Source organism: Jeotgalicoccus sp. ATCC 8456 (assembly GCF_016313225.1).
GTDB lineage: Bacteria > Bacillota > Bacilli > Staphylococcales > Salinicoccaceae > Jeotgalicoccus > Jeotgalicoccus marinus.
This window is the reverse complement of record NZ_CP066224.1, coordinates 507,967-530,264: the sequence shown is the minus strand read 5'-3', so window position 1 is coordinate 530,264 and position 22,298 is coordinate 507,967. Positions and strand designations below refer to the sequence as shown.

General features: G+C 36.9%; 23 protein-coding genes, 1 riboswitch and 1 other annotated feature. All 23 genes read left to right on the top strand.

Features of this window, described 5'->3' with window-relative positions; all coding sequences use genetic code 11:
* The first annotated feature begins 44 nt into the window (after nt 1–44).
* The 23 genes from JEM45_RS02865 to JEM45_RS02755 all read left to right on the top strand — a co-directional run bounded on the left by JEM45_RS02865 (nt 45) and on the right by JEM45_RS02755 (nt 22,167).
* The gene (locus JEM45_RS02865; protein ID WP_198687720.1) at nt 45–899 is read left to right on the top strand and encodes a putative RNA methyltransferase; all 855 of its coding nucleotides are present in this window, start codon (nt 45–47) and stop codon (nt 897–899) included.
* 316 nt (nt 900–1,215) lie between these two features.
* The gene (locus tag JEM45_RS02860) at nt 1,216–1,716 is read left to right on the top strand and encodes a SprT-like domain-containing protein (protein ID WP_370545389.1); all 501 of its coding nucleotides are present in this window, start codon (nt 1,216–1,218) and stop codon (nt 1,714–1,716) included.
* 36 nt (nt 1,717–1,752) lie between these two features.
* Nucleotides 1,753–1,855, top strand: a riboswitch (SAM riboswitch).
* A gap of 58 nt (nt 1,856–1,913) precedes the next feature.
* Complete coding sequence (locus JEM45_RS02855) at nt 1,914–2,927, top strand: methionine ABC transporter ATP-binding protein (RefSeq protein WP_198687718.1); 1,014 nt, start codon at nt 1,914–1,916, stop codon at nt 2,925–2,927.
* Nucleotides 2,928–2,979: 52 nt separating this feature from the next.
* Entirely contained in the window at nt 2,980–3,579 is a 600-nt protein-coding gene (locus tag JEM45_RS02850; protein ID WP_198687954.1) for a methionine ABC transporter permease, read from the top strand.
* Nucleotides 3,579–4,385, top strand: coding sequence for a MetQ/NlpA family ABC transporter substrate-binding protein (locus JEM45_RS02845; protein WP_198687717.1), 807 nt, complete (start codon nt 3,579–3,581; stop codon nt 4,383–4,385). The genes JEM45_RS02850 and JEM45_RS02845 overlap by 1 nt, the downstream gene beginning before the upstream one ends.
* Nucleotides 4,385–5,533 carry an aminotransferase class I/II-fold pyridoxal phosphate-dependent enzyme gene (locus tag JEM45_RS02840; RefSeq protein ID WP_370545386.1) on the top strand — a complete coding sequence of 383 codons (1,149 nt, stop codon included), beginning with the start codon at nt 4,385–4,387 and terminating at the stop codon, nt 5,531–5,533. The genes JEM45_RS02845 and JEM45_RS02840 overlap by 1 nt, the downstream gene beginning before the upstream one ends.
* 71 nt (nt 5,534–5,604) lie before the next feature.
* Nucleotides 5,605–6,453 carry a rod shape-determining protein MreC gene (mreC, locus tag JEM45_RS02835; RefSeq protein ID WP_198687716.1) on the top strand — a complete coding sequence of 283 codons (849 nt, stop codon included), beginning with the start codon at nt 5,605–5,607 and terminating at the stop codon, nt 6,451–6,453.
* 3 nt (nt 6,454–6,456) lie between these two features.
* On the top strand, nt 6,457–6,975 hold the full coding sequence (mreD, locus tag JEM45_RS02830; RefSeq protein ID WP_026866497.1) for a rod shape-determining protein MreD: 519 nt from the start codon (nt 6,457–6,459) through the stop codon (nt 6,973–6,975).
* A 41-nt stretch (nt 6,976–7,016) separates the two neighbouring features.
* Nucleotides 7,017–7,087, top strand: a sequence feature (ribosomal protein L21 leader region).
* An 11-nt stretch (nt 7,088–7,098) separates the two neighbouring features.
* A complete protein-coding gene (gene rplU / locus JEM45_RS02825) occupies nt 7,099–7,407 on the top strand; it encodes a 50S ribosomal protein L21 (protein ID WP_026866496.1) in 309 nt (102 codons plus the stop codon).
* Nucleotides 7,407–7,727 carry a ribosomal-processing cysteine protease Prp gene (locus JEM45_RS02820; protein ID WP_026866495.1) on the top strand — a complete coding sequence of 107 codons (321 nt, stop codon included), beginning with the start codon at nt 7,407–7,409 and terminating at the stop codon, nt 7,725–7,727. Before rplU ends, JEM45_RS02820 begins: the two co-directional genes overlap by 1 nt.
* Before the next feature lie 11 nt (nt 7,728–7,738).
* A complete protein-coding gene (rpmA, locus tag JEM45_RS02815; protein WP_026866494.1) occupies nt 7,739–8,023 on the top strand; it encodes a 50S ribosomal protein L27 in 285 nt (94 codons plus the stop codon).
* An 85-nt stretch (nt 8,024–8,108) separates the two neighbouring features.
* Entirely contained in the window at nt 8,109–9,389 is a 1,281-nt protein-coding gene (gene obgE, locus JEM45_RS02810; protein ID WP_198687715.1) for a GTPase ObgE, read from the top strand.
* 9 nt (nt 9,390–9,398) lie between these two features.
* Nucleotides 9,399–9,986, top strand: a complete 588-nt coding sequence (gene ruvA / locus JEM45_RS02805) for a Holliday junction branch migration protein RuvA (RefSeq protein WP_026866492.1) — start codon at nt 9,399–9,401, stop codon at nt 9,984–9,986.
* 16 nt (nt 9,987–10,002) lie between these two features.
* Complete coding sequence (gene ruvB, locus JEM45_RS02800; RefSeq protein ID WP_026866491.1) at nt 10,003–11,001, top strand: Holliday junction branch migration DNA helicase RuvB; 999 nt, start codon at nt 10,003–10,005, stop codon at nt 10,999–11,001.
* 19 nt (nt 11,002–11,020) lie between these two features.
* Complete coding sequence (queA, locus tag JEM45_RS02795; RefSeq protein WP_026866490.1) at nt 11,021–12,043, top strand: tRNA preQ1(34) S-adenosylmethionine ribosyltransferase-isomerase QueA; 1,023 nt, start codon at nt 11,021–11,023, stop codon at nt 12,041–12,043.
* Between the two features lie 12 nt (nt 12,044–12,055).
* Entirely contained in the window at nt 12,056–13,201 is a 1,146-nt protein-coding gene (tgt, locus tag JEM45_RS02790) for a tRNA guanosine(34) transglycosylase Tgt (protein ID WP_026866489.1), read from the top strand.
* A gap of 18 nt (nt 13,202–13,219) precedes the next feature.
* Nucleotides 13,220–13,477 carry a preprotein translocase subunit YajC gene (yajC, locus tag JEM45_RS02785; protein WP_026866488.1) on the top strand — a complete coding sequence of 86 codons (258 nt, stop codon included), beginning with the start codon at nt 13,220–13,222 and terminating at the stop codon, nt 13,475–13,477.
* Between the two features lie 95 nt (nt 13,478–13,572).
* Complete coding sequence (secDF, locus tag JEM45_RS02780) at nt 13,573–15,852, top strand: protein translocase subunit SecDF (RefSeq protein ID WP_198687714.1); 2,280 nt, start codon at nt 13,573–13,575, stop codon at nt 15,850–15,852.
* A 54-nt stretch (nt 15,853–15,906) separates the two neighbouring features.
* Nucleotides 15,907–18,150 (top strand): single-stranded-DNA-specific exonuclease RecJ, encoded by a 2,244-nt coding sequence (gene recJ, locus JEM45_RS02775; RefSeq protein WP_198687713.1) that lies wholly within the window; start codon nt 15,907–15,909, stop codon nt 18,148–18,150.
* Between the two features lie 14 nt (nt 18,151–18,164).
* On the top strand, nt 18,165–18,683 hold the full coding sequence (locus tag JEM45_RS02770; RefSeq protein WP_026866485.1) for an adenine phosphoribosyltransferase: 519 nt from the start codon (nt 18,165–18,167) through the stop codon (nt 18,681–18,683).
* 104 nt (nt 18,684–18,787) lie between these two features.
* Complete coding sequence (locus JEM45_RS02765) at nt 18,788–20,968, top strand: RelA/SpoT family protein (protein WP_198687712.1); 2,181 nt, start codon at nt 18,788–18,790, stop codon at nt 20,966–20,968.
* A 9-nt stretch (nt 20,969–20,977) separates the two neighbouring features.
* A complete protein-coding gene (gene dtd, locus JEM45_RS02760) occupies nt 20,978–21,430 on the top strand; it encodes a D-aminoacyl-tRNA deacylase (RefSeq protein WP_198687711.1) in 453 nt (150 codons plus the stop codon).
* Nucleotides 21,430–22,167 carry an N-acetylmuramoyl-L-alanine amidase family protein gene (locus JEM45_RS02755; protein WP_198687710.1) on the top strand — a complete coding sequence of 246 codons (738 nt, stop codon included), beginning with the start codon at nt 21,430–21,432 and terminating at the stop codon, nt 22,165–22,167. Before dtd ends, JEM45_RS02755 begins: the two co-directional genes overlap by 1 nt.
* The last annotated feature ends 131 nt before the right edge of the window (nt 22,168–22,298 follow it).

Below are 22,298 nucleotides of genomic sequence, written 5' to 3'. Positions count from 1 at the left end.
TCTTTTACAATTCATAATGTAATAGAAATAAAGTAGGTGAATTAATGAAAAAGAGAGAAATTGCAGCCCTTGGTTTTCAGAAATTAGAATCGAATCTACAGTGTCCGATTTGTAGTGCTGATTTAAATGTCGTCGATTCAAATCGTTTAGTGTGTGTAAATCGTCATAGTTATGACTTAGCAAAACAAGGCTATGTCAACATGTTGCAAAAACAAGTATCATCGATGTATGATCAAGACTTATTTGATGCGAGGTATAATATTATATTAGTTCATAATCTTTACAAAATAATTCATCAAAAAATTGCTGATATAATTAATGCACTTCCAAATGAAAACCACCTTATTTTTGATGCAGGTTCTGGTGAAGGTTCACATTTAAGTTCAATTATAAAACTAGTTGATAAAGATAACACTCATGGTGTTGGATTAGATATCTCAAAAGATGGCGTTTTACTCGCGAGTAAAAACTATAGTCATGAAAACTGGGTGGTCGGTGATTTAAGACATACACCGTTTAAAGAGAGTAGTATAGATGTTATTTTAAGCTACTTATCTCCTGCGAATTATGAAGAATTTCATCGTATATTAAAGCCGAACGGCATACTGATTAAAGTTATTCCTGGTAGCAAGTACTTAAAAGAAATTAGAGAGGCCTTAGCCGGTGATAGTCAAGAATATGAGAATACGGATACCTTGGAATTATTGAGAAATAAAGTAGATGTTATTTCCGAAGAGAGAATCACATATGAAGTTGAACTGGATGATTCTGCTTTAAAAGACTTAATCAAGATGACCCCGCTCGGTTGGCATGTAATTCAGCAAGAGGTTAGAGATTTTACTGAAACAAGCAGTAAAATAATTACTGTAGATTTACACATTATTCAAGCGCAATTTTGAAATAACTGTCATTGTAATCTTATCAAACTGCGTTATAATACTGTTTATAGGCTAATACTTGAAACATTCGGGCATATATTACAAAGACATTACAAACTTAATTATTTCACATTTAGGCTTGAAATAAGCCAAAGATTAAAATATAATGAAAATATATTAAGAAATACATAACAGAACGACCTATTAATTTATAGCTATATTTCATATTATTAGCTCAATCGTTCTTTGATAGTGCCTTTGGCCTAGATATCATATTATATTATTTATCTGTTAGGGAGACTTCGAGTCTCTCTTTTTTTATGACTATTTATAAGTAGTGGTGAGTAAGGTGGACGAAAAAGAATTATTAAAATATGCGGTAACATTCTCAAAAAAGTTTTTTAATGTGGATTTTAATATTCCGCTAAGAATCTCAAATAGAATGACAGCCAAACTGGGCGCTTTTGTAATTAAGACGAGATACAACAGGGTTATTAACGAAGAGATTGTCATGTCGAAATCCTTTATCGACAATAATCCGAGGCACGTAATTCTTGATGTCCTACACCATGAATGTGTGCATTTTTGTCTATATCGAATAAATAAACCTTACCGAGATCAAGATGATTATTTTAAGAATACACTCAAGAAGCTCAATATTTCATTAACAAGAACCTATAGATACAAAGGCATTTTACATCATTATCAATGTATGCACTGTAATTATAAATTTACTAAACGTATGAAGGGCTATGAGAAGCGGTATGTCTGTGTACGTTGTCATTCGAGATTTGCTTATCTCGGTCAAAGTAATGAGTCGCCTTATATTGACTTTTAGAATTAAATCCTATAGTATTACTCTAAATTGAATATGAAATTATCAAGAGAGATGGAGGGTCGGGCCCTATGAAGTCTCAGCAGCGGGCTTATTTAAGTACTGTGCTAAATCCTGCAGGCATCGGCTTGAAAGATAATCAAACATCGCCATTTGTCTACATGATGAATGGTTTTTTTATTTTAAAGAGGAGGTAGATCATGAGCATAAAATTGGAGAGCGTTTCAAAAACCTATCAATTAAAAGGTCGTAAGGTTGAAGCATTAAAAGAAACATCATTAGAAATTAAATCAGGTGAGATTTTTGGTTTAATCGGATATTCAGGTGCAGGTAAATCTACTCTTGTTAGACTAATCAACTTATTAGAACAACCAACAACGGGTTCTGTAACAGTTGCTGGTGAAGATTTAACAAAGCTCACTAAGCATGAACTCAGACAGAAACGACAGAAAATTGGCATGATATTTCAGCAGTTTAACCTCATTGAATCTAAGACCGTTTATGAAAATATTGAGTTTGTCTTAAAAGCTTCAAAATTTGATAAAAAGAACAGAACAGCCCGTATCAAAGAACTATTGGAACTGGTTGGTCTTGGAGACAAGGCTGAAATTAAATCATCAAATTTAAGTGGAGGGCAAAAGCAAAGAGTCGGTATTGCTCGTGCACTTGCAAATGATCCTGACATTTTGCTTTGTGATGAAGCAACAAGTGCCTTAGATCCAGACACGACTAAGAGTATTCTTAAATTATTGAATCGAATCAATAAGGATTTAGGTATTACGATTATCGTTATTACTCATGAAATGGAAGTCATCAAAGAGATTGCAGACCGGGTCGGTGTAATGTCTAAAGGCGAAATTTTAGAAATAGGTCATACTTACGATGTCTTTAGTCATCCTAAGCATGAAATTACTAAAGACTTTGTTCAAGAAATTTATAATTTTGAAGTCCCTAATCAGTTTAAGGCAACGCGTGAGAATCAAGTGATTACAATACAGTTTCTCAGTGAAAATGCAGAGGAAAATTATCTCAACAAACTCTACCGTAATTTTGATTTAAACATAAGCATCTTAAATGGACGTATTGAATACATTAAGGATCAACCACTTGGTTTTTTAATGTTCCAAGTGACTGGTAAAGAAGAAGAAATTAATAGACTGAAAAGTCATATTGACCAGACGAACGGCATAGAAAGGGTGGGTTACATTGGATAGTTTCAGTCAGTTATGGCCAATTTTATATAAAGCATTACTTGAGACCGTACAAATGGTTTCTATTTCAATATTTTTTGCAGTGTTATTAGGCTTACCACTTGGTATCCTTTTATATATTACACAGCATCCACTCCTTTTTAGAATTAAACCTTTAAACAGTGTTCTTGGATGGGTGATGAATATTATACGGTCATTCCCTTTCATTATCTTAATCGTTGCGATAATGCCTTTTGCAACTTGGTTAGTCAATGATTCACATGGGCCAGTATTTGCAAGTGTGGCCTTATCAATAGCTGCAGTACCACTATTTGCCCGACTCGTTGAATCTAGTTTCAACGGTGTTAAGGACGGAGTGATTGAAGCGTGTATTGCTGGTGGCGCTTCAATTTTCTTAATCGTTACGGATGTTTTGTTACCAGAAGCGAAAAAGAGTATTACCCAAGCGATTACGCTAACAATTATTTCAATTATTGCTTTCTCAGCGACTGCAGGCGTTGTCGGTGGTGGTGGTGTAGGTGACCTAGCCATACGATACGGTTATTACCGTTATGACACATTAACGATGATTGTGACAGTGGTTGTCTTAATCATTATCGTACAAATTGTTCAGTGGGTCGGCGACCGACTTGCAAACAGAGCGGAGGATAAGTAATGAGAGGTATTATAACATTTTTAATTGGTACACTTTTTGTCATCGTTCTAACAACAGTTTTACTCCATGAGGATGAAGGTGAAGTGATTACTATTGGTGCATCTAGTGGACCATTTGCTGATATGGCCACATACGCATTAAAGCCTGTACTAGAACAAGAAGGTTATTCAGTTGAAGTCATTGAGTACAGTGATTATATTCAACCGAATAATGCATTAGCCAATGGTGATATTGATGCTAACCTCTTTCAAAATGTACTCTTCATGGATAGTTATAATGAAGAAAATAATACAGAATTAAAAAATATCATTCAAGTACCAACTGCGCCTATGGGGCTATACAGTGGGACATTCGACAGCATAGACAGTATTACATCAGGAAGTGAAGTGGCTCTGCCTTTAGACCCTGTTAACGCTTCACGCGGTTTCTTAACTTTACAAGATGCTGGGCTCATAACAATTAGTGAAGATGCTGACATGTTTGCCATCGAAGAAGCAGACATTATCGATAACAAGAAAAACTTAGAATTTATCTTCCAAGATGCTGGCCAACTGCCTAGAAGTGTCGATCAGATTGGTCTGTCTCTTGTGCCAGGAAACTTTGCGCTTGCGAGTAATATGAAGTTAGAAGATGCCTTGTCACTAGAGAATATGAACGAATATTTTAGAAATCAAATCGTGATTAACGGTGAAGATGCCGGAAGCAAAATGGAAGAAGACCTTATCAATGCTGTAGAATCTGAAGAATTTAATGAAGTCATTGATGCAGATTTCCAAGGTTTCGATAAACCAGAGGAGGATGAATAATGGCGAGTGATTTATTGAATAGTTTAAGTCCGAGCTACTTTTCTAGCATGATGAACAAAAAATTAGAAACAGGGGAAAAACCACTCTTAAATCTAGCAGTGGGTATCCCTGATGGTTTGACACCAAAAGTTATTACCGATGCTGTCAAGGTAGCGATTGATAAGGAAGAAAACCAAAAATATGGTTCTTTTCGTGGGAAAGAAGAATTAAAAATCAGTATTAAAAATTTTTACAAGAGAACTTATGATGTCGATTTAAATGATGAGAATATCGCAATTTTATTTGGTACAAAAAACGGCTTGGTTAATTTCCCACTTGCACATTTAAATCCTGGCTCTGGAATTATGTTGCCAAACCCAGGATATGCCGATTACATTACAGCTGTTGAATTAGCGGGGGCAAAGGCCATCGATATGCCTTTACTTGAAGAAAATAATTATTTACCAGATTTCGATGCCCTTGAAAGAGAACTTAAAGAGACGGATTTAATTTATTTAAACTATCCTTCTAATCCAGTCGGTGCAGTTGCAACAAAAGAATTTTTCGACGAAACAATTGAACGCTTTAAAGGTACGAATACACAAATCCTTCATGATTTCGCCTATGCAGCATTTGGTTTTAACGAACAACATCCGAGCATATTAACGAGTGATAAAAATCTTGAACAATCCATTGAAGTCTACTCACTGTCAAAAGGATTTAATATGTCAGGTTATCGTATAGGATTTGCTGTCGGCAATAAGGACATGATTGAAAGCATTAATAGATTCCAAGATCATACAAATGCTGGTGTCTTTGGTGTCACTCAGGATGCAGCAGTGGCAGCCTTAGATCATGCAGATGAACTGATACCAAAACAAAATGAAATCTTTAACAAGAGAAAGACATATATTAATGAAGCTTTAAGGTCATTAAATATTCCAATTCAACATATCGACGGGGGTATCTTTGGTTGGATTAAAGTACCGGACGGATTTACAGGTGAAACATTCGTTGAGTATTTATTAAAGGAACAGTCGATTTTGACTACGCCGGGTATTCCATTCGGTAGCCGAGGGACGAATTATATTAGAATATCTTTAGCCGTAGAGAATTCGATATTACAAACTTTTGTCGACAGGCTAAAAGAGATTAAAAATCTCTGGTAAGTTTAGTGCTAGTCCCTTATTAAATGTGTTATTATTTATTTCAGATATATTTTATTGGGGGCGGACGGAGAGTGACTAAGTTTTTTAATAGAAACCGCTTGCTCATCGTACTATTTGGGATCATTGTTTTGATTGCCTTAATAGGGTTTTCATTAACAGACCGTAGTACGACGACAAAAGCTGAACAATTTACTGGCGATGCGGTCGCAACTACACAAGAAACCGTTAATGCACCATTTGGTTTTATCGGCAATATATTTTCAAATTTTTTTAATATGTTTGGTGCAGTTGAAGAGAATGAAGAATTAAAAAAACAACTAGATATGTTACCGCAACTACAGGCGGATAATGAGCGGTTAACTGAAGAGAACCAAAAGCTTCAAGAAGCCCTAGACGTTAGTTCTAATATGGATTATGAAACAATTAATGCAAATGTCATTTCAAGATCTCCTGACCAGTGGTTAAACTCTTTTACTATCGATAAGGGTGAGAAGGATGGTCTAAAAGAAGGTATGGCTGTATCAACTTCTAAGGGATTGATTGGTATTGTTAATAGGGTGAACGGTGGTTCAGCCTTTGTAGAGATTATTTCATCCAATGCGTCTCAAAATAACCTATCTGTAGAGGTCAAACATGGTGACGAGACAGTTTATGGTAACATTAGAAATTTTAATACAGAGAAAAATGTTTTAGTTATCGAAAACATTAAAAATCAGGTAACGATAGAACAAGGTGATGAGGTCTATACTTCTGGATTAACAGGTTCTTTACCTGAAGGGATTGTGATCGGTAAGGTAGTAGAAGTAGAAAATGATGAGTATGGTCTGAGTCAAAATGCTTATGTCCAAATGAACAGCGACTTAAATGACGTGGATACGGTGTTTGTTTTAAAACGAGATCCTGAATCATTGGAGGACTAAATCATGCAGATGATTGTCATCTTCATCTTGGGAATTATACTCATGTACATCGATATGACATTTACAGCTTTTAGTCCCATGATGTTGTTTGGTGTTGAGGTATACTTTGTACCTAAGTTCTTATTTATGTATATTTTACTTCTCACTATTTATGCGGGACCAAAAGTAAGCATGTTTTTCGCGCTACTGTTCGGCGTCATGCTCGATGTCTATATCGGTTCGATTTATGGGATCTATAGTTTTGGGTTTATTGCTTTTGTTATATTCATGCAAACAGCATTTCGCGTATTTTACCGTGACTTTGTAGCTATGGCTTTTGTTGTATTGCTGAATTCGTTTTTCTTTGATTTATATCAGTATCTTATCTATCGTATTTTAGAATTTATTTCTATGCCATTCTTTGATTATATTGCCTTAAGAGCAATACCGAGTGTATTGGTTAATGCGATTATGTTTACAATTATATATGTCTTAGCCATACAAACAGCAAAAGTGAGAAAAGAATTACGTAGTAACAATTGACATGGTGGTACAAAATTTGTATAATACAGTAGTTGATGAAAAGTGAACATCAACCGCTCATATATAGGTCTAAGCGGGAAACCCACCTATAATGGCGTGTCTTAAAAAATAGGAGGTGTAAGTATGTTTGCAATCATCGAAACAGGTGGAAAACAAGTAAAAGTTGAAGAAGGACAATCAATCTTCGTTGAAAAAATCAACGCTGAAGAAGGTGCTTCATTCACATTTGACAAAGTACTTTTTGTTGGTGGAGACAGTGTTAAAGTTGGTGCCCCAACAGTTGAAGGTGCTACTGTTGAAGCAACGGTTGAAAAACACGGTCGCGGCAAGAAAATCAACATTATCAAGTTCAAACGTAGAAAGAACTATAGCCGTAAGCAAGGTCACCGTCAGCCGTACACGAAATTAACAATCGGCAAAATCAACGCATAATGATTAAAGTTATCATCGCACGTAACAGTGAGTCACAGATTACCGAATTTACTATGACAGGTCACGCGGACTATGATGTCCACGGTAAGGATCTAGTTTGTGCAGGTGCTTCGGCAGTTGTTTTCGGTTGTGTCAATGCACTATTTGCACTCACTGCAAGTGAACCTGACGTCGACATGGCGGATGATGGCGGATACTTAAGTATGAAACTTGAAAATCCGGATGACGACAAAGTTCAATTGATTTTGGAAACTATGATTGTTTCATTGAAGACTATTGAATCAGAATATACGGAATTTATAAAACTTGAATACAAGTGAGGTGTATTTACATGCTAAAATTAGACTTACAGTTCTTCGCATCGAAAAAAGGTGTAGGTTCGACTAGAAACGGTCGTGACTCAGAATCAAAACGCCTTGGTGTCAAAAGACAAGACGGTCAATTCGTAACTGGAGGATCTATTATCTTCCGTCAACGCGGAACTAAAATTCACCCAGGTGAAAACGTAGGACGCGGGGGAGACGACACACTATTCGCTAAAATCGATGGTGTTGTTAAATTCGAACGTGTTGGACGCGACAAAAAACGTGTTTCTGTATACCAGGAAGCGAAATAAGACTATTGTGGCATCAGCTTCTGCTGATGCCTTTTTTTATGAGTGCTATAATATAAATTAGAGAAAAATACATGGAGGTGAATCTATGTTTATAGATTACGTATCCGTCTTTTTAAAGGCTGGTAATGGTGGTAATGGCTTAGTTGCTTACCGCCGAGAAAAGTATATACCGCTGGGTGGACCAGCAGGTGGCGATGGTGGTAATGGTGCTGACATTATCATGGAAGTTGACGAAGGTCTTAGAACTTTGATGGACTTTAGATTCCAGCGTCATTTTAAAGCAACTCACGGTGAAAATGGTATGAATTCTAATATGCATGGAAAAAATAGTGCGCCGTTAGTATTAAAAGTACCACCAGGTACAATTATTAAAAATAAAGAAACTGGTGAGACACTTGCTGACTTAGTTGAACATGGTCAACAAGCAGTCATCGCTAAAGGTGGACGCGGCGGCCGTGGAAATTCAAGATTTGCGACCAGTCGTAATCCAGCACCTGATTTTGCCGAGAACGGTGAGCCAGGAGAAGAATTAGAAGTTACTATGGAACTTAAAATGATGGCAGATGTGGGTATAGTCGGTTTTCCAAGTGTAGGTAAATCAACATTGCTTGGAACTGTATCACAAGCTAAACCCAAAACAGGCGACTATCATTTCACAACCTTACAACCCAACTTAGGTGTAGTGTCTACACAGGATGGACGTACATTTGTCATGGCAGATATGCCGGGATTAATTGTGGGTGCATCAGATGGTACTGGTCTTGGTCATCAGTTCCTGAGACACATTGAGCGTACAAAAGTGCTTGTTCATGTTATTGATATTGCTGAGGTAGATGGTCGGGATGCGATTAGTGACTATAAGACGATTCGCCAAGAGATGGAACTGTTTAATGCAGAACTTCTAAATCTTCCTGAAGTTATTGCATTAAATAAAGTTGAATTAATCGATCACGATAATGAAATTATCAATCATTTTAAGGCTGGCATTGACTCAGATAGTGATATTGTGGAAATATCAGCAGCAACAGGTGAAAACCTAGATGAATTACTTTATAAAGTTGCAGGCTTACTTGAGAGTCAACCTGTAGTGAAAGAAGAAATCGAAACGGAAAGCCGTGTAATTTACCGACACGAAAAAGATCCTGATCGCTTTGAAATTACTAGAGATGACGACGGTGCTTATGTCGTATCTGGACACTCGATTGAACGTCTCTTCATGATGACTGACTTTAACCGAGAAGCAGCGGTACGTCGTTTTGCAAGACAGATGCGTACAATGGGAATTGATGATGCCCTTCGTGAACGTGGCATTAAAGCAGGAGATATCGTTCGTATATTAGGCGGAGAGTTTGAATTTGTAGAATAGGTGAATATAATGTACCAATATATAAAAGGACAACTCACAGAAGTAAAACCGACAGGTGTCACTGTCGAAAACAGTGGTATTGGCTATCATTTATTAGTCGCGAATCCATTTCGTTTAGAGCAGTATATTAATACGGAAGTTAAAATTTACACTGAGTTTATAGTGCGTGAGGATGCACAGCTACTATACGGTTTTATGGCTGAGGATGAAAAGGACTTGTTTAATTCACTCTTGAAGGTAACTGGAATTGGGCCAAAGAGTGCCCTTGCAATACTTGCTTCGGCTTCGCCGAGTGATATCATTCGTGCCATAGAGAACGAAGATAGTGCCTTTATGCAGAAGTTTCCTGGTATCGGTAAAAAGACTGCGAGTCAAATTATCTTAGACTTAAAAGGCAAACTGCAAATTACTGACAATGTTGAAGAGACTAATAAGTCTGTGACTACGAATGATTATCTAAGTGAAGCACTCTTAGCACTAGAGGCTTTAGGGTACTCAAAGAGAGAACTTACAAAAGTTGAAAAGAAACTTGCTGATGAAACATTGGAATCAGTTGATGCTAACGTAAAACGAGGCTTAAACTTATTATTAAACTAATGGTAGGAGTGACATTATGGATGAACGTATTCTCGATGAACATGAACACGGTGATGAAGCGTCCTTAGAACTCTCGCTACGGCCGGTTAAATTATCACAATATATCGGACAGCATGCCATTAAAGAAAATTTAAATGTCTTCATAAAAGCAGCAAAGATGCGTGAAGAAGCACTTGACCACGTTATCTTACATGGCCCACCAGGTTTAGGTAAAACGACATTGGCAAACATCATTGCTGCTGAGATGGATGTAAACATCAAGACCACCTCAGGACCAGCAATTGAACGGGCAGGCGATCTTGCTGCGATCTTATCTAGTCTAGAACCTGGCGATGTGCTCTTTATAGATGAGATTCATAGAATTCCGAGAGTCGTTGAAGAGGTCTTATATTCAGCTATGGAAGACTTTTTCATCGATATCGTCATCGGTAGTGGTGATGAAGTGAGAAGTATAAGAATTGACTTGCCACCCTTTACGCTTGTTGGTGCCACAACGCGCTTCGGTTCTTTATCTGCACCGCTAAGAGACCGCTTTGGAGTGCAACTTAGGTTAGAATATTACGATCTTGAAAGTCTTAAACATATCATCGAACGTACTGCAGATATATTTGAAGTCACATTGCCGACAGATAGTATGAATGAACTTGCGAGACGCTCTCGTGGTACGCCTAGAATTGCCAACCGTCTACTCAGACGTGTGAGGGATTTTTCTATGGTAAAAGAAGAGGATGAAATTACTTTAGAGACTACGAACCATGCTTTAAAAGTCTTAGAAGTTGATCCAGAAGGCTTAGAACCTGTGGATCACAAAATAATGCGGACGATTATTGACACATACGGTGGCGGTCCAGTTGGACTAGAAACAGTTGCAGTCTCGATTGGTGAGGAAGTTGTAACATTAAATGATGTGTACGAGCCTTATTTAATTCAACGCGGATTTTTAGAACGTACACCGAGAGGACGTAAAGCGACTGCTAAATCCTTCGAATATTTTAAAGACAACAAAACGAACTAAGTTAAAGTGGAGGATACACATGAAGTTAGACGAATTTGATTTCGACTTACCTGAAAATTTAATTGCGCAGACACCTTTAAAAGAGCGTACACATTCTCGTTTACTCGCAGTCAATAAATCGACCGGTGAACTTTCAGACAAACATTTTTATAATGTGACGGATTATTTTAAGCGCGGCGACGTGCTCGTGTTAAATGACACAAAAGTCTTACCGGCACGTCTATTTGGTGTTAAAGAAGATACTCACGCCAAAGTAGAGATGCTACTTTTAAAACCGATAGAAGTCGGTTATGAGGTGCTTCTAAAACCCTCTAAAAAGGTTAAAGTGGGAACGAAAGTGATCTTTGGTGAAGGGCGTTTAATTGCGGAGTGTGTCGAGAAATTTGATGAAGGTATTCATCATATGAAGTTGAGTTATGATGGCATCTTGGAAAATGTCTTAGATGAACTCGGTGAGATGCCTCTACCACCTTATATTAAAGAAAAGTTAGAAGATAAGGACCGCTACCAAACAGTCTTTGCACGGGAGTCAGGTTCTGCTGCTGCACCAACTGCTGGCTTACATTTTACTAAAGACTTACTTAGTGAAATCGAAGAATTAGGCATAAAAATTGTCTACATTACCTTACATGTTGGTCTCGGTACCTTTAGACCTGTTTCAGTAGACACGGTTGAAGATCACGTTATGCATAGTGAGTTTTACACCATGACTGACAATGTGGCAAAAACTTTAAATGAAGCAAAACAAGCTGGAAATAACATAATCAGTGTGGGTACGACGAGTACAAGAACACTTGAGACTATTATGCATGATCACGGGGAATTTAAGGCAGCATCAGGATTCACAGATATTTTTATTTATCCTGGGTTTGAATATAAAGCTGTCGATGTATTGATTACTAACTTCCATTTACCTAAGTCATCGTTAGTTATGTTAGTGTCCGCATTTGCGACAAAAAATAATATTTTAAATGCTTACCACCATGCAGTAAATGAAGAATATCGTTTCTTTAGTTTTGGTGATGCAATGATTTTATATTAAAGAGGTGACAAAATGGCTATACGTTATGAACATATAAAAACTTGTAAACAAACTGGTGCACGTCTAGGAAAGCTTCATACACCGCATGGTGTTATCGACACGCCAATTTTTATGCCAGTTGGCACACTCGCAACAGTTAAGACGATGACACCGGAAGAACTCGCTGATATCGGCTCACAGATTATTTTATCAAACACTTATCACCTCTGGCTACGTCCGGGTAATGAAATTGTTAAAGAAGCGGGTGGCCTTCATAAATTTATGAACTGGGATAAGCCAATCCTTACTGATTCTGGTGGTTTCCAGGTCTTTAGTTTGAGTCATAGAAGACAAATTACTGAAGATGGTGTGCACTTTAAAAGTCATTTAGACGGTAGAAACTTATTCCTAGGACCTGAAGGTGCTATGGATATCCAACATGACCTCGGTTCAGATATCATGATGAGTTTTGATGAGTGTGCTGAGATTCCATCAACACATGATTACGTCAAACAGTCTGTAGAAAGAACATCTCGATGGGCTGAAAGAGGCTTGAATCACCACATTAAAAAAGGACACGATAAACACCAGGCACTCTTTGGTATCGTCCAAGGTGGAGAATATAAAGACCTCCGTGAACAAAGTGCCAAAGATTTAGTGTCTATGGACTTTCCAGGCTATTCAATTGGAGGCTTATCCGTTGGAGAACCCAAACCAACGATGTATAGAGTCCTTGAAGAAACCGTACCCTTATTACCTGAAAATAAGCCAAGATATTTGATGGGTATCGGATCTCCAGACGCTTTAATCGAAGGTGTCATTCGTGGTGTGGATATGTTTGACTGTGTCTTACCGACACGCATCGCTAGAAATGGTACTACAATGACATCACAAGGACGAGTCGTAGTTAAGAACAAAGTCTATGAGCGAGATTTTACACCGCTAGACCCGAACTGTGATTGCTACACTTGTAAGAATTATACGAGAGCATACATACGTCACCTGTTCAAGGCGGATGAAATTCTCGGTTTACGACTTACTACTTATCATAACTTGTATTTTCTGTTAAACTTGATGAAAGATGTTCGAACTGCAATTTTAAATGATAACTTACTAGATTTTAAAGAAGCATTTTTCGAATCTTACGGATTGAATAAAGAAAATCCGAAAAATTTCTAAGCAGGAGGAAGCAGCTAGATGGAATTATTAGTTACATTAGCGCCGATAATCGTTTTAGTACTTGTTATGTACTTCTTGATGATTCGCCCGGCACAGAAGAGACAAAAAGAAGTTCAAAACATGCAAGCTAATCTTCAAAAAGGCGATGACATCATTACAATTGGTGGAATGCACGGTACAATTGAATCGTTTGACCAAAAACATATGTACGTGCGTACAGATGAATCAGTTGTCATTAAATTTGACCGTATTGCCTTAAAAGAAGTAGTTAAATAATGAAAATAAAGTCGACTGTAGTCGGCTTTTTTTATATTTATCTTTCTTTTCATTAGCGTTATAATGAACTCACTGTTGAAACTAGAGGTGTAGTAGTGAAAAAGAAAATTAATAAAATAATAATCGCATTAATGATTGTTGTCGTGTCCTTCACGGCAATTGGTTTAACGTTAAAAGATGTCTTAAAAGACGTCAATCTAGGTTTGGATTTACAAGGTGGTTTCGAGGTACTTTATCAAGTTGATCCTTTAGAAGAGGGGGATACGATTGACGATAGTGCTGTTGAATCGACCGCATCAACGTTAGATTCACGTGTTAACGTGCTCGGTGTATCAGAACCAAGTATTCAAATCGAGGATAATAATAGAATTAGAATACAGCTAGCAGGTGTAGAAGATCAGCAAGAAGCACGTGAATTATTAAGTACACAGGCAGAACTGACCATCCGTGATGTTGATGATAATGTTTTACTTTCTGGTAAAGACTTAGTTCAGGGCGGCGCATCTCAGGGCTATGATGAACTGAATAATGCAATGGTGTCACTTGAACTACGTGATAGTAATAAATTTAAAGAAGTCACTGAGGAAATTTCTTCTAAACCACAAGGTGAAAACCTGATGGTGATTTGGATGGACTTTGTAGAAGGTGAAGATTCATTCGCCGAAGAAGTTCAAAAAGAAGACCCTAAATTTATCTCTGCACCGACTGTTTCACAACCGATTAATTCTTCAGATGTCATGATTTCTGGCGGATTTGACGGTCAAGAAGGTGTAGAACGTGCACAAAATATTGCAGCACTATTAAACTCTGGTTCATTACCTGTTAAATTAACTGAGATTTATTCGACTTCAGTTGGTGCACAGTTTGGTGAACAAGCTCTAGATGAAACGGTCACTGCTGGATTGATTGGTGTTGCTTTAGTATTTATATTTATGATTTTCTTCTATAGAGTACCTGGCATCATTGCGGCGATTACTCTAACAATCTATATCTATCTTACATTAGTTGGCTTTAATGCAATCAGTGGTACATTGACCCTCCCAGGTATTGCGGCAATCATACTGGGTGTTGGTATGGCTGTGGACGCGAACATTATATTATACGAGCGATTAAAAGACGAGATTAGGATTGGCCGAAGCTTAAAACAAGCGTATAAAAAAGCAGCATCTTCATCCCTATGGACGATTGTAGATGCGAACTTAACAACATTAATCGCTGCTATTGTGCTCTTTATATTTGGTACTAGTAGTGTTAAAGGGTTCGCAACAATGCTACTCTTATCAATTCTAATGAGCTTTATTACAGCAGTAGTCTTAACGAGAGTACTTATGAATTTAATCGTTAATTCAAATTACTTTAATAAAAAAATAACCTGGTTTGGTGTAGCTAAAAAGAACATTCATAATATTACTGAAGGTAAAGACATTCAAGATCTTTCATCAATTTGGGATCGTTTTGACTTTGTCAAACATGCCAATAAGTTCTTTGCCCTTAGCGGTTTAATGATTGTAGCGGGTATTGTGATTCTCTTTATTTTTAAACTAAATTTAGGTATCGATTTTACAAGCGGGACACGTGCTGATATTTCGACAAATGGTAATGTGACTGAAAGTGAAGTTACAGAAGAGCTCAGTGACCTAGGGGTTCCAGCAGAGTCAATTACAATGTCAGGTGAGGATACATTTGTAGCACGCTATGCGACTGATTTGAATCAAGAGGAAGTCACTGACTTACAAAATCACTTTAATGAACTTTATGGTTCAGAACCAATGATTAGTACGGTGAGTCCTGTGATTGGTCAGGAGCTTGTACAAAATGCAATAGTAGCCTTAATTATTGCTTCGATTGGTATTATCATTTATACGTCGATTCGTTTTGAATGGCGAATGGCGCTTCCAGCAGTACTTGCGCTCTTACATGACGTCTTTATAATTATTGCAGTTTTCTCTATCTTAAGGCTTGAGGTTGATATAACTATCATTGCAGCAGTATTGACCGTCGTTGGTTATAGTATCAATGATACAATTGTTACTTTAGATAGGATTAGGGAAAATAATAGAAAAGTTAAAGTATACCGAAGTGAAGCTGAAATTAATGAAGTCATCAATCGTTCCTTAAGACAGACAGCGACAAGATCAATTAATACAGTATTGACAGTTATTATAGTTGTCGTCCTCTTGGTACTATTTGGAGCGACTTCAATCTTTAACTTCTCACTAGCTTTACTCATTGGTTTAATCAGTGGTGTATATTCTTCATTCTTCATTGCTATTCAACTATGGGGAGTGCTTAAACGTAGACAGCTTAGAAAAGCAGGTGGAGAATTAGTTGTCTATACTGATAAACCAAAAAATGATGATAAAGTGGTAGTATAATATTAGTACATTCAAACGTCCGGTTACGCCGGGCGTTTTTTAAGAGGTGATTGAGTGTTTACGTCAAAATTTACATGGCAAGTAAGAGAACGAACGAGCCAAATTGAAGATCAGCTAATTAAAGAATATAAATTAAACCATTTAGAGCAGACATTACTAGAAAATCGTGGCTATACATCAAGCGTTGAAGTGGAGACAATTCTAAATCCACAAACTTATAATTGGCAATATATCCCGAACATCCAGCATGCTATCAATATAATTAACACCCATCTTGAAAATAATAGTCGCATCTTAATTTATGGAGATTACGATGCTGATGGTATTACATCTACTGCTATGCTGTATGACGCTTTAAGAGGTAAAAGTGACAATGTATCTTATTTTATTCCAAACCGTATAGAACATGGTTATGGGCCGAACTATGATTTTTTTGAATTTGAAGTTGTGGGCAACGTCGATTTAGTTATTACTGTAGATAATGGTGTGGCACACAGTGAAGAGATCGGTTTATTAAGAGATAATGACATTGAAGTTGTCGTTATTGATCACCATAGTTTTTCAGAAGAAATTCCAAATGCAACCATTGTTCACACTGACTATAATGAGAGTGCCTATCCCTTTAAGGAACTCGCAGCAGCAGGTGTGACATACAAGGTGATTGAAGGTTTAGACTTAATGAAAGACCAATATCTCGGTTTACTTGCTATTGGTACTGTGGCAGATATTGTCTCAATGACAGATGAAAACAAAATGTTAGTAAAAGCAGGCTTAAAAGTGCTGAACGAACAACTTCCACTTGGATTAAAATCATTACTTAAAACGAGTAATCACAGTGGATTGATTGATGAAGAGACGATAGGTTTTACAATCGCACCTAGACTGAATGCAACAGGTAGAATCGATGAGGCTTCTATTGGTGTAGAACTCCTACTCACCGAGGATGAAAACCAGGCTTATGAACTGTCAAGTGTGGTTGATGGTTTAAATACGGAGCGTAAGGCACTTGTAGAAACTATATACAATGAAGCGGTACAACAGATAGATGAGAGTAATGAAATTAATATTGTTATCGGAGAGACCTGGCATCATGGTGTATTAGGTATAGTCGCTTCTAGACTCACCGATGCTTTTGGAAAACCAGCTATCGTCTTAAGCCGAGACTTTGAGCTTTTTAAAGGCTCTGCACGGTCTATAGACGGTGTAAACTTACTTGAAGCGTTGAGGAAGTACCCTGAGTATTTCGAATCCCTGGGTGGACACTCTCAGGCACTCGGTCTAGCGATTTACGAGAGTGGAGCAGAAGAATTTAAAACGACCGTTACTGACCACTTCAACAATTTGAACTTGAAGTTAAAACCAGTTAAATTTATAGATTATAAAATTACTAAAGATAATTTGACCATGAAAGATTTTGAACGACTGTCTAGACTCAAACCGTTTGGTAAAGACTTTAACGTACCCACATTCATGATTACTAATCAAACAATCAAGAGCATTCGCCAAGTCGGTAAGGATAAGACACATATTAAAATTAATTTAGATGATACGGATATTGATATCATAGGTTTTAAATTTGGTCACTTATATAATGAAGTACAAGTAGGAGACCGGATTTCTCTTATCGGCACTTTAGATATCAATGAATTCAATCATAAGAGAAGTCTTCAGATGATTCTTTCAGATGCAAGAGTGGATGACCTACAGATATTAGATATGAGGGCGAAAAATGACCAAGACTTCTCACTAGTATCTAAAGAAGATACCTTTCTAACGTCTGATGTAAATGAGACGGAAAAAGGAAACTATTTTGTTTACGGTGAGGAATTACCTTTAGCAATGGACACACTTGTACTTAGAGATATTCCTTACTCCCTTTCGGCACTAAAAGAAAGTTTATCCGGTATTCAAGCCTCTAAAATCATCGTTATTTTTAACGATAAAAATGAGCTCTTCTTTGAAGGTTTACCTAGTAAACAAATTATTGAAAAGACAGATGCAGTCATTAAAAAAGCCGAGAATGGGTCAATCGACCTTACAATTCATGCACCGTACCTAGCTAGTAAACTTGATATATCTATGAAGAACTTGAAAAATATTATAGATATTTTAGTGGATTTAAGCCGTATTACGTTAGAACATGGTATAGTATATAAGGATAAAATCAAAGATGATATTGATATTGAACAGAGCGTGCATTTAAGACGCTTGACTGATAAAATTGAAGCGGAAGCAAAATTAAAAATGTCATCTGGGATTAAAATGAAAGATTATTTACGGACATTAATTACGACGTAAATGTGGAGGAAATTATGGATTTAAAACAGTATGTATCAGAAGTAGAAGACTGGCCGAAAAAAGGTGTCAGTTTTAAAGACATTACAACAATAATGGATAATGGTCCAGCATATAAGTATGCCACTGATCAGATTGTTCTTTATGCGAAAGAAAAAGATATCGATGTTGTAGTTGGACCAGAAGCACGTGGCTTTATTATCGGATGTCCAGTCGCTTACAGCATGGAAATTGGCTTTGCACCGGTACGTAAAAAAGGTAAGTTACCAAGAGAAGTGTTAGAATATGAATATGAACTTGAATACGGTACAAACGTACTAACGATGCATAAGGATGCAATCAAACCTGGCCAACGCGTCTTAATTACTGATGACTTACTTGCTACAGGTGGGACGATTTTAGCGACAATCAAACTTGTGGAGGCACTTGGCGGTATTGTTGCAGGAATTGCATTTTTAATTGAACTAAAATACTTAAATGGTATGGAACTACTAGAAGGTTATGATACCATTTCCTTAATAACTTACGAAGATTAACTTAAAGCCTGTTTATACAGGCTTTTTTATATAGCAAATGTTTTATTCAACGTTTATTTGTAGTATTATTGTTCTATATCTAATTTAAGAAGGGCGGTCTGATCATGGATAAGGAATACCCATATAGTGCGAAAGACGTATTCAACATGTGCAGTGAATACATAGATGACAGCGATGTCCGTCTTATAAAAAAAGCATATGGTCTTGCAAAAGAAGCTCATGAGGGACAATTCCGTAAAAATGGTCTGCCGTACATTGCACATCCTGTCCAAGTAGCAGGCATTTTAACAGAATTAAAACTAGATGCACCAACCATTATCGCAGGCTTTCTTCACGATGTCGTAGAAGATACGCCGTATACATTTGATGATCTTGTAGAGATGTTTAATGAAGAAGTTGCAGTTATTGTAGACGGTGTAACAAAATTAGAAAAAGTAAAATACCGTTCTCATCAAGAGCAACAAGCAGAAAATCACCGTAAGCTCTTCATTGCTATCGCTAAAGACATAAGAGTTATTTTAGTTAAGCTTGCAGACCGCCTACACAATATGAGAACGTTAAAGGCAATGCCTGAGGAGAAGCAGGTAAGAATTTCTAAGGAGACCTTAGAAATCTATGCGCCACTTGCACACCGACTTGGTATTTCCAGTATTAAATGGGAACTAGAGGATACTTCATTAAGATACATTGAACCTGGTCAGTATTTCCGTATAGTAAGTCTGATGAAGAAAAAGCGTAGTGAGAGAGAAAATGTCATTAATGAAGCAATTGAAAAAATTGACTATGAGCTCACAGACAGTCAAGTCAATCATAATCTGTCTGGACGACCTAAACACATCTATAGTATCTATAAAAAGATGCAAAAGCAGGCAAAGAATTTTGAGCAAATCTTTGATTTACTTGCAATTCGTGTCTTAGTGGACGATGTGAAGGATTGTTATGCAGCGCTTGGTATTATTCATACCATATGGCGACCGATGCCAGGACGATTTAAAGACTATATTGCTATGCCGAAACCGAATATGTATCAATCGCTACATACGACGGTCGTTGGGCCGAATGGAGATCCATTGGAAATACAAATTAGGACCCATGAAATGCATGAAATTGCTGAGCACGGGGTCGCTGCGCATTGGGCGTACAAAGAAGGCGTTGATGCATCGAAAGTATCACTTGATTCTAGGCTAAACTGGTTTAAAGAAATTGTAGGGAATGTTTCTGACAATCCAGATGCCGAAGAATTTATGGCAGCCTTAAAAACTGACTTATTGAGTGATAAAGTATATGTCTTTACACCAGATGGTGATGTCATTGAATTACCTAAAGGTGCCATTCCGATTGATTTTGCCTATCAGGTTCACTCAGAAGTAGGTAATAAGATGGTCGGAGCTAAGGTAAATGGTAAAATTGTTCCGATTGATCACGAGTTAGAAACTGGAGACATCTTAGAAATCAGAACAAGTAAACAATCATATGGACCAAGCATTGATTGGCTAAAAATGGTAAAGACGTCTTCTGCTCGTAATAAGATACGTTCATTCTTTAAGAAACAAGATAAGGCAGTAAATATAGAAAAAGGGCGAACTGCTGTAGAGGCAGAGATTAAAGAACGTGGTTATATTCCTGATGAAATATGGAAAGAAAATTATATTGATGCAGTTTTAGATCGCTATAATTTACGTGAGGCTGATGATCTCTTTGCCATGATAGGATTTGGTGGTGTAACCGTTAATCAAGTAACGAATCGTTTGTTAGAGAAGGTTAAGGCAAAAGAAGCAGAAATTCAATCCAACCATGTTGAAGAGATTGACAGAACTAAGGAATATAAAGATATTGCAACCGAATCCGGTGTCTATGTTGAAGGCATGGATAATATGTTGATCAACTTATCTAAATGTTGTAATCCAATTCCTGGTGATGACATTATCGGCTACATTACTAAGGGACATGGTGTGAAAGTACACGTCAGTACATGTCCAAACATCATCAATGAAACTGAGCGTTTAATTGATGTGGAATGGGTTGGAAACAAAGAAGAAAACAAGCGATATCAAGTTGATTTAGAAATTACTGGTTATGACCGAAATGGCCTGGTCAATGAAATATTAAATTTAATTTCAAGCTTAAAAGTTCCAATTACGAGAGTGAATGGCTTAGCTGATGAAACAAAACAAGCACGGGTAAGTTTATCGATTATGGTACCGAATAAACATGACTTACACCGTGTTGTAGATAGAATTAGACAATTACAAGATATATACAGCGTTGAACGCGTATTTAAGTGAGGGATGACGATGAAGATTGTATTGCAAAAAGTATCACATGCACTAGTTAGCAATAACGAAATGTATAATGAAATCAATGATGGCTATTGCTTATTAGTGGGTGTGAGTCAATCATCTACTGTAGCTGATGCCAAAGTACTCGCTAAAAAAATTGCCAGTGCCCGTGTGTTTGAAGATGCAGAAGGAAAAATCAATCGTTTGATTCAAGAAGTAGGCGGTCAAATCTTAAGTATCTCTCAATTTACCTTATATGCTTCACTGAAAAAAGGGAATCGACCGAGCTTTACCGATGCCGCATCTGGTGACGTGGCAAAAGATCTGTACCAAGTATTCAATGAAGGTCTAAGAGATGAAGGACTCATTGTTAAAGAAGGTTTCTTTGGTGAACATATGGACGTTAGAATTGTAAATGACGGTCCGATTACACTCATCTATGAAGCTGTGGATGGAAAAATAGTCTGATGAATACGATCAAAGCATTTTTTAAAAAAGTAGTTTCGAATATTTTATATTTCTTAAAATATAAAAAACATTTATATGTAAAGCCTTTATTTATTTTAATTATTGCAGTTGGAATTTTATATTTAGCTGTTTATATATATAGAACAGTGATTCATGAACCTGAACAAAAAATTACTATGGATTTTTCAAATGAAACAGAAGCACCAACCTATGATTTGAGTGGGGTCACTGTGGCGCTTGATCCTGGCCATGGCGGTGAAGATCCGGGTGCACCAAGTAAATACGGAGAAAATGAAGATAATGTCGTCTACTCGATTGCTTCTAAATTACAAACTACTTTAGAGGATTCAGGTGCAGAAGTCATTATGACTCGCAGTGAAGAAGAAACGAAGAGTTTAGATGATAGGAAGGTTGAAGCAGATTTATTTATAAGCTTACATAGTGATGCTTTTGATGATCCTGCTATATCTGGTTTTACTACTTTTTATACTTATCCAGAACAAGAGGCCTTTGGTCAACATTTAAACGAATCCTTAGATCGACATTCATTCCTTTATAATCGTGGAAATCAAACTATGAACTATCAGGTCACTTGGCAGTTAGATTATCCTGGGGTTTTAGTTGAACTTGGTTATCTTTCAAATGAGTTTGATGATTATATTTTAAATGAACCGGAATATCAAGATAAGATGGTGACAGGCTTAATAGAAGGCATAAATTCTTATGTTCATAGATAACTTGACATTAACAATAATTCTGACTATTATTAAGAGACTAATTATAAATATTTCATTTGCAAAGAGAGTATCTATATAAAAGCAAAAGAGAAATTCACCTAGGCTGGAAGTGAATGCTTAAAAAGATATTG

Excerpts from the sequence above, each read along its gene's own strand:
- dtd (WP_198687711.1), top strand. The coding sequence starts at position 20,978 with ATGAAGATTGTATTGCAAAAAGTATCACATGCACTAGTTAGCAATAAC.
- yajC (WP_026866488.1), top strand. The coding sequence starts at position 13,220 with ATGGAATTATTAGTTACATTAGCGCCGATAATCGTTTTAGTACTTGTT.
- JEM45_RS02850 (WP_198687954.1), top strand. The coding sequence starts at position 2,980 with ATGGTTTCTATTTCAATATTTTTTGCAGTGTTATTAGGCTTACCACTT.
- rpmA (WP_026866494.1), top strand. The coding sequence starts at position 7,739 with ATGCTAAAATTAGACTTACAGTTCTTCGCATCGAAAAAAGGTGTAGGT.
- obgE (WP_198687715.1), top strand. The coding sequence starts at position 8,109 with ATGTTTATAGATTACGTATCCGTCTTTTTAAAGGCTGGTAATGGTGGT.
- ruvA (WP_026866492.1), top strand. The coding sequence starts at position 9,399 with ATGTACCAATATATAAAAGGACAACTCACAGAAGTAAAACCGACAGGT.
- JEM45_RS02755 (WP_198687710.1), top strand. The coding sequence starts at position 21,430 with ATGAATACGATCAAAGCATTTTTTAAAAAAGTAGTTTCGAATATTTTA.
- JEM45_RS02820 (WP_026866495.1), top strand. The coding sequence starts at position 7,407 with ATGATTAAAGTTATCATCGCACGTAACAGTGAGTCACAGATTACCGAA.
- JEM45_RS02855 (WP_198687718.1), top strand. The coding sequence starts at position 1,914 with ATGAGCATAAAATTGGAGAGCGTTTCAAAAACCTATCAATTAAAAGGT.
- ruvB (WP_026866491.1), top strand. The coding sequence starts at position 10,003 with ATGGATGAACGTATTCTCGATGAACATGAACACGGTGATGAAGCGTCC.
- JEM45_RS02765 (WP_198687712.1), top strand. The coding sequence starts at position 18,788 with ATGGATAAGGAATACCCATATAGTGCGAAAGACGTATTCAACATGTGC.
- mreD (WP_026866497.1), top strand. The coding sequence starts at position 6,457 with ATGCAGATGATTGTCATCTTCATCTTGGGAATTATACTCATGTACATC.
- JEM45_RS02840 (WP_370545386.1), top strand. The coding sequence starts at position 4,385 with ATGGCGAGTGATTTATTGAATAGTTTAAGTCCGAGCTACTTTTCTAGC.
- JEM45_RS02865 (WP_198687720.1), top strand. The coding sequence starts at position 45 with ATGAAAAAGAGAGAAATTGCAGCCCTTGGTTTTCAGAAATTAGAATCG.
- rplU (WP_026866496.1), top strand. The coding sequence starts at position 7,099 with ATGTTTGCAATCATCGAAACAGGTGGAAAACAAGTAAAAGTTGAAGAA.
- JEM45_RS02845 (WP_198687717.1), top strand. The coding sequence starts at position 3,579 with ATGAGAGGTATTATAACATTTTTAATTGGTACACTTTTTGTCATCGTT.
- tgt (WP_026866489.1), top strand. The coding sequence starts at position 12,056 with ATGGCTATACGTTATGAACATATAAAAACTTGTAAACAAACTGGTGCA.
- queA (WP_026866490.1), top strand. The coding sequence starts at position 11,021 with ATGAAGTTAGACGAATTTGATTTCGACTTACCTGAAAATTTAATTGCG.
- JEM45_RS02770 (WP_026866485.1), top strand. The coding sequence starts at position 18,165 with ATGGATTTAAAACAGTATGTATCAGAAGTAGAAGACTGGCCGAAAAAA.